7 protein-coding genes are annotated in these 5,412 nt (G+C 32.3%); 5 read left to right on the forward strand and 2 right to left on the reverse strand.

From position 1 onward, the window contains the following. From ACJMLD_RS08420 to ACJMLD_RS08430, 3 genes are all read left to right on the forward strand, one after another. A partial coding sequence (locus tag ACJMLD_RS08420) for a TCP-1/cpn60 chaperonin family protein (protein WP_405270460.1) occupies nt 1–339 on the forward strand: 339 nt, incomplete at its 5' end. Nucleotides 340–382: 43 nt separating this feature from the next. Continuing rightward, entirely contained in the window at nt 383–1,396 is a 1,014-nt protein-coding gene (locus ACJMLD_RS08425) for an adenosylcobinamide amidohydrolase (protein WP_405270462.1), read from the forward strand. Between the two features lie 10 nt (nt 1,397–1,406). After that, nucleotides 1,407–1,565 carry a hypothetical protein gene (locus tag ACJMLD_RS08430; RefSeq protein WP_405270464.1) on the forward strand — a complete coding sequence of 53 codons (159 nt, stop codon included), beginning with the start codon at nt 1,407–1,409 and terminating at the stop codon, nt 1,563–1,565. Nucleotides 1,566–1,602: 37 nt separating this feature from the next. Here the strand turns inward: ACJMLD_RS08430 and ACJMLD_RS08435 are convergent, their stop codons facing one another. Beyond that, nucleotides 1,603–2,445 (reverse strand): CPBP family intramembrane glutamic endopeptidase, encoded by an 843-nt coding sequence (locus ACJMLD_RS08435; RefSeq protein WP_405270466.1) that lies wholly within the window; start codon nt 2,443–2,445, stop codon nt 1,603–1,605. After that, nucleotides 2,442–3,056 carry a TetR/AcrR family transcriptional regulator gene (locus ACJMLD_RS08440; protein ID WP_405270468.1) on the reverse strand — a complete coding sequence of 205 codons (615 nt, stop codon included), beginning with the start codon at nt 3,054–3,056 and terminating at the stop codon, nt 2,442–2,444. The genes ACJMLD_RS08435 and ACJMLD_RS08440 overlap by 4 nt, the downstream gene beginning before the upstream one ends. Before the next feature lie 447 nt (nt 3,057–3,503). On the opposite strand from ACJMLD_RS08440, the gene ACJMLD_RS08445 reads away from it, so the two are divergent. Then, complete coding sequence (locus ACJMLD_RS08445; protein WP_405270470.1) at nt 3,504–4,364, forward strand: helix-turn-helix transcriptional regulator; 861 nt, start codon at nt 3,504–3,506, stop codon at nt 4,362–4,364. 382 nt (nt 4,365–4,746) lie between these two features. Then, complete coding sequence (locus ACJMLD_RS08450; protein ID WP_405270472.1) at nt 4,747–5,178, forward strand: hypothetical protein; 432 nt, start codon at nt 4,747–4,749, stop codon at nt 5,176–5,178. The last annotated feature ends 234 nt before the right edge of the window (nt 5,179–5,412 follow it).

Consider the following 5,412-nt stretch of genomic DNA (forward strand, 5'->3'; position numbering starts at 1 on the left):
GAACAATTAGCTGTAAACGCATTTGCAGAAGCTTTAGAAATCGTGCCAAAAACCTTAGCTGAAAACGCAGGTTTAGACAGCATCGACTCATTAGTAGATTTAAGAGCAGCACAAGAAAACTCCTACTACATGGGATTAGATGTATTCACCGGTGAAGTAGCAGACATGAAAGAAGCTGGCGTAATTGAACCAAAACGTGTCAAAAAACAAGCCATTCAATCTGCATCTGAAGCAGCTGAAATGATTTTAAGAATCGATGATGTAATTGCATCCACTAGAGGCCCAGAAGACATGGGTATGGATCCATCCATGGCTGGCGGAATGCCTCCAATGATGTAAGCGTAAAGAAATTTTTATAATTTCTTTTCTTTTTTTATTTTTTATGTATTCAAATAGACTTATTTTTAAAACATCTCTTGATGATAGAGTTTATTATTTAAAAGACACTATTTTAGTTAATTTTAAGCATAATCGCAATGGAGTGTCCAGTTCTGTTCTTAATGGTGGGGCCTGCGATTTGTACAAATCTGTTTTTAACCAGCATCTGTCTCAAGATAGAATTGATTATCTGGAAAACCATGATGTATGCGAGTACCTAATAAATGAATGCAGGTCTTTGGAAATCGATTCAAATTATTCAACTGCATTAATAACATTGGCTAAAATGGAGAATTTAAGCATTGTAACTAAATCATTTAAAAATGTTGAAGTTACAGCTATATCAACTGCAGGAGTTAGGACAAATGCTTCAAAAGCAGGCGATCCTGCATCATATTGGCAAGAAAACGGCGAGTTTCATTTCGGAACAATCAACATTATTGTGCTTGTTAATGTGAATCTGTCCAAATCAACATTGATGGAAGCATTTATGACTGCAACTGAAGCCAAGGCTGTTGCTTTGAATAACCTAAGGATTCCATCTCAATATTCCAATGGATATGCAACAGGAACTGGTACTGATGGGCTTTGCATTTTCTCTAACCTTGACTCAGAAGATGAAATAACAAATGCGGGAAAACATTCGAAACTTGGCGAGTTAATAGGTAAAGCAGTAATTGAATCTGTAACGAAAGCAATTGGAAAGCAGGTTTGGATTACAAATAAATCCCAATCAAATGCATTGGTTCGTTTAAATAGGTTTGAATTAGATATTAATGATTTTTATAATGATTTGGATCATGATAAACATGAGTTCATATGCCAACTGCAAAAGGATATGGGAAATCAGGACAATGTAGCCATTACAACTTCAATTCTAAATTTGATTGATGAGGTTGAAAACAATTTAATAAAAAAAGAAGATGCCTATGAATTGGCATGTGAAATAAAAGAAAAATGTAGGAGTTATCCTATAAAAACCTTATTGGATTATTGGATTAACTATTTCCTTCATTAACTTTTGTCTGATGGGCACCACCGAATTTAATGCTGCTGCTGTTTTAGGTGATGCTGCTCCAAGACCGCCAATGGCAAGCCTAAGGGACATCATCTTTTTCCAGGCTCCTGATATGGAATTGCCTGCAGACTCCATCTTGTCATTGAATTGTCGCAGATTTCAATCGTGATGCCTTTGATTTTGCTTGACACAGGTTTTCACCGCTTTCATGACTGCTTGTTGCTGTATTCAAGTAGTCTTCCGACATGATGTGTTTCAAAGAACATGTCTTTTTTAGCCATGACTATCATAATCGCAACCATGGTTATCACTATTGTCTCCAGGCACTTTGTCTCGGGAGTCAACGCTATTTTCTCCTGCAGGAAATTGACGAAGAAATGGAATATCATGCAGGCTAATATCGAACGGTCGCTTTCAAGATAGACCCATGTAATGACAAATCCCATAGGGATTCCACTGACAAAAAAGTTGATCACATAAAGGGGATTCACCATAAGTCCTGCCTGATATGTTCCTGAAATAAATATTAAAGGAAAATGCCATAAGGACCATAGCACTCCAAAAATCATGGATTCCCAAAACCAGTTCATATAGTTTCCGATTGAATCCTCACAGTATCCTTTCCATCCCACTTCCTCAATTATCGAAGCAATTGTAATGGTAAGGAATGCTCCGGCTATTCCAACACCGGTAAAAGAAAAGTCTTCAGTAAGGGAAAACTGGGTGATTGGCTGTCCAAAGAGCAGTGACAACAAAATTGAACAGACTATTACAATCGCAAATACAATCACAGCCCAAACCACATTTAGCCATTTTACTTTGTAGAAGCCGACTATCTTATTTTTAAAGTCTTGCTTAAGCATATCTGATTTTGACACCATAATGAAAACTGTAGATACAATTGCTGGAGCCATAAGACCTATCAGCATGAGTAATGGACTGATGCTTTCTGGCAAAAAGATTGCAGGAATCCAAAATATCCAAGTAAAAATATACGCCAGAGCAAAAAAGAGGACTGGTTTATATTTGTAGTTTTCAGTATTGTTCACTCGACCGCCTCCATATCGCTCTTGTCAATCAGGTCGTAAATGAAACTCATTGTTCCGTTTTCTGCCCCGAGAAGTTTTTCAGTCATGTCTATAAAGACGGAAATGTCTCGTTCACTAAATGTACCTTCATTAAATGTACTATCGCTGATGATAAGGAGCATCTTAACACGCTCAGGTATATTGTCGCATTCAAAGATGCCTTCATTCACTCCCTCTTTTACAACTTCGGATAAAAGTGGAGTAATTGTATCAATCAATTTTTTCCTGACCTTATGGTGCATTAACACATTCTCAGGCTGGAAAAGAGTGTTCTTTATGGGCTGTTCTGCTTCGGTAGGTTTCATCGATGCAAGTATCCCGACTATTTTTTGCGGTACCGGAATATCTGTTTGGATAATCTGCTTTGCCATTTCAGCCTCACTGTTAATCATCATGTCTATGACTTCTTCGAGCATCTGCTCTTTGCTTTCGAAATGGTAGTAGTATGTGCCTTTAGCTATTTGCGCTTTTTCTATGATTTTGTCAACGCTTGTATTCTCGTATCCGCGTGTGAGAAACATATCATAGGCTATCTTTAAAAGCTCTTGTTTTCTTTTTTCTCCTTTTTTCATAGTTGCCTCCAAAAATAAACCATTTATTGGTTTTTATATTATAATTAACTTCATATTCTTGTCAATCATTTTTCGACTATTAGTCGGTTTTTTATTTTTAATTCTAATATGAACATCATAGTATATAAATGTTTTCACTAGGCTACTGCCATAAAAGGAGCAATGTGATTAAATGAAATAAAAGAAAACATTGGATGGTTGTCATCGGAAAAAGCTTTTTTTTAATCAAGAAGCCTCTACTGGGAAACCAATTGATTAGTTTTAATGTCTAATGGAGAATATCATATGGATTTTATCTCTGCAATAAGACATTAAATTTGACTTTTTTTATCATTGATTTTTTACTTATTTTGCATATTTATTTAAACAATCAATTATCAAAGTGATTAAAAAGTATAAATATTTTATAAGATATAACTTATTATGTAATTTTGTGGAGGTGTTATTGTGGCAAGCATATTAGACAACGATGATTTCCTAAATTTTCAAGAAGATTTGAAATTTTTAATTAATTCTGAAATTCGTTTGAAGATTTTAGGATGTTTATATAACTCCTCGGCATCTATTAAAGAAATTGAGGAAAAAACAGGTTATAGCTATAGTTCAATACTGGACAATATTAATAAGCTAGAACAGAAGAAGTTCATTTACAGCATTGAAGATAAATTTTACTTATTCAATAAAACAAAGATTAAATTGACTAATCTACTTTATTTCAATAAGGCAAACGTTTTCTTAAGAGACAATTCTGATTTCTTAAATTATTCTCTGATAGATATTAATATTGATACATTAAAGGATTTATCTGCACTTGAAGGTGCTAATTTAGTTGAATCCAATAATGTTGATTTATTTAAGGCTACTGGAATTTTTCAACGTTCTTTAATGGGTTTTAAATTTTTAAAGGGTATATTTCCTTATTTCCATCCAAAACATGATGATATTATAAGTTATTGGATTGATAATGATTGTACTGTCGAATTGATACTTCCGGATGCTGTTTCCGAAGCTGTAAAAAATTTTATTAAGGAGTATGTCCCTAAAAGTCCCGGTATCAAAAATAGATATGTCAAGCTGAAACCAAATGACTGCAATATTCAATTTGCATTCACCGTTTCAGATAAGTGTCTGGTTTTGGCTTTTTATACTAAGAAGGGTCAGTTCAATCAAAATGCAGTAATTACTTCAACTAGTCAAGAGGCAATAGATTTCGGATTAAAACTATTTGAAGAATATGAAAAATTATGCGGTGATTATGTTTCATTAGAGGATATTATTTATCCAAATGGCAGGAGGGATAATTATTAGTTCTGATTTTTTTGATGAAACTAGCAATATAGAGGATTTTAATTTTTTAAAATTCATTTTTGCGTCTGAATCAAGATTAAAATTATTATTTAGTTTATATGAATCTAATAAAACTATTAAAGAGCTCGAATCAGAATTCAATAGGAAATCTGGTAATATTTCTAGAGGATTAAACGATTTGAAATCTTGTAAATTGATTACACGTTTGCCAAATAAGCAATATGCAATTACTTCTATAGGTTTCTTATATGCTAAGAATTTAGAAAATTTAATGTTAAATAATGAAAATATTGATAATCATGATAAGTTTTGGGAAGATCATTCCATTAGGTCCATACCTAATCGTTTTTTAAAGGATATTTCTTCTTTTAGTGGCGGAAATTTGGTAAAATCAAATATCACAGAATTCGCAAAGCCTATAAATGTGTATTTGGACAATATTGAAAAATCTACAGATATCTGTATAATATTGCCGGTATTTTCAAAGATTTTCATGGATTCAATATATGAAGCCTTGATTAATCATGAAGGGCATTTAGATTTATTAACTACTAAAACCATCTATGATTTAATAGTCAAATCCGATTCTGAAAATTATTTTAAAGCATTGGTTAGGGATAAAAAGATAGATTATTATATTCTTGAAGATTTGTCAAATATCTTTTTTACAGTCTCTGATACATTTGCATCCATATTTTTATTTTATGATGATTCTGTCTTCGACAATTCTGAAATGATCTTGATTGAGGGTGAATCCGGAATAAATGGTGCTCGTAAATTTTATAATTCCTACAAAAATCATGTTTTGAAATAACATTTCTTATTCTTTTTTGATTTTTTTTTATCAATTATTTTTTTATCATCAACATGAATTTTTTTCATCAACTTGTTTTCATATCACTATTGGAGTTTTATGTGACATGTCCTTAAAAAAATTTTAAATTTTACTATTTTTTTCATAATGTGCCAAATTGCTGATTTGATTTTAACTTTTTTATTCAATTTTTTATTTTCAACAATATTTCATATTTTTTGTAAATTTAATAAT

It is taken from the genome of Methanobrevibacter sp. (genome assembly GCF_045112895.1).
Classification (GTDB): domain Archaea; phylum Methanobacteriota; class Methanobacteria; order Methanobacteriales; family Methanobacteriaceae; genus Methanocatella.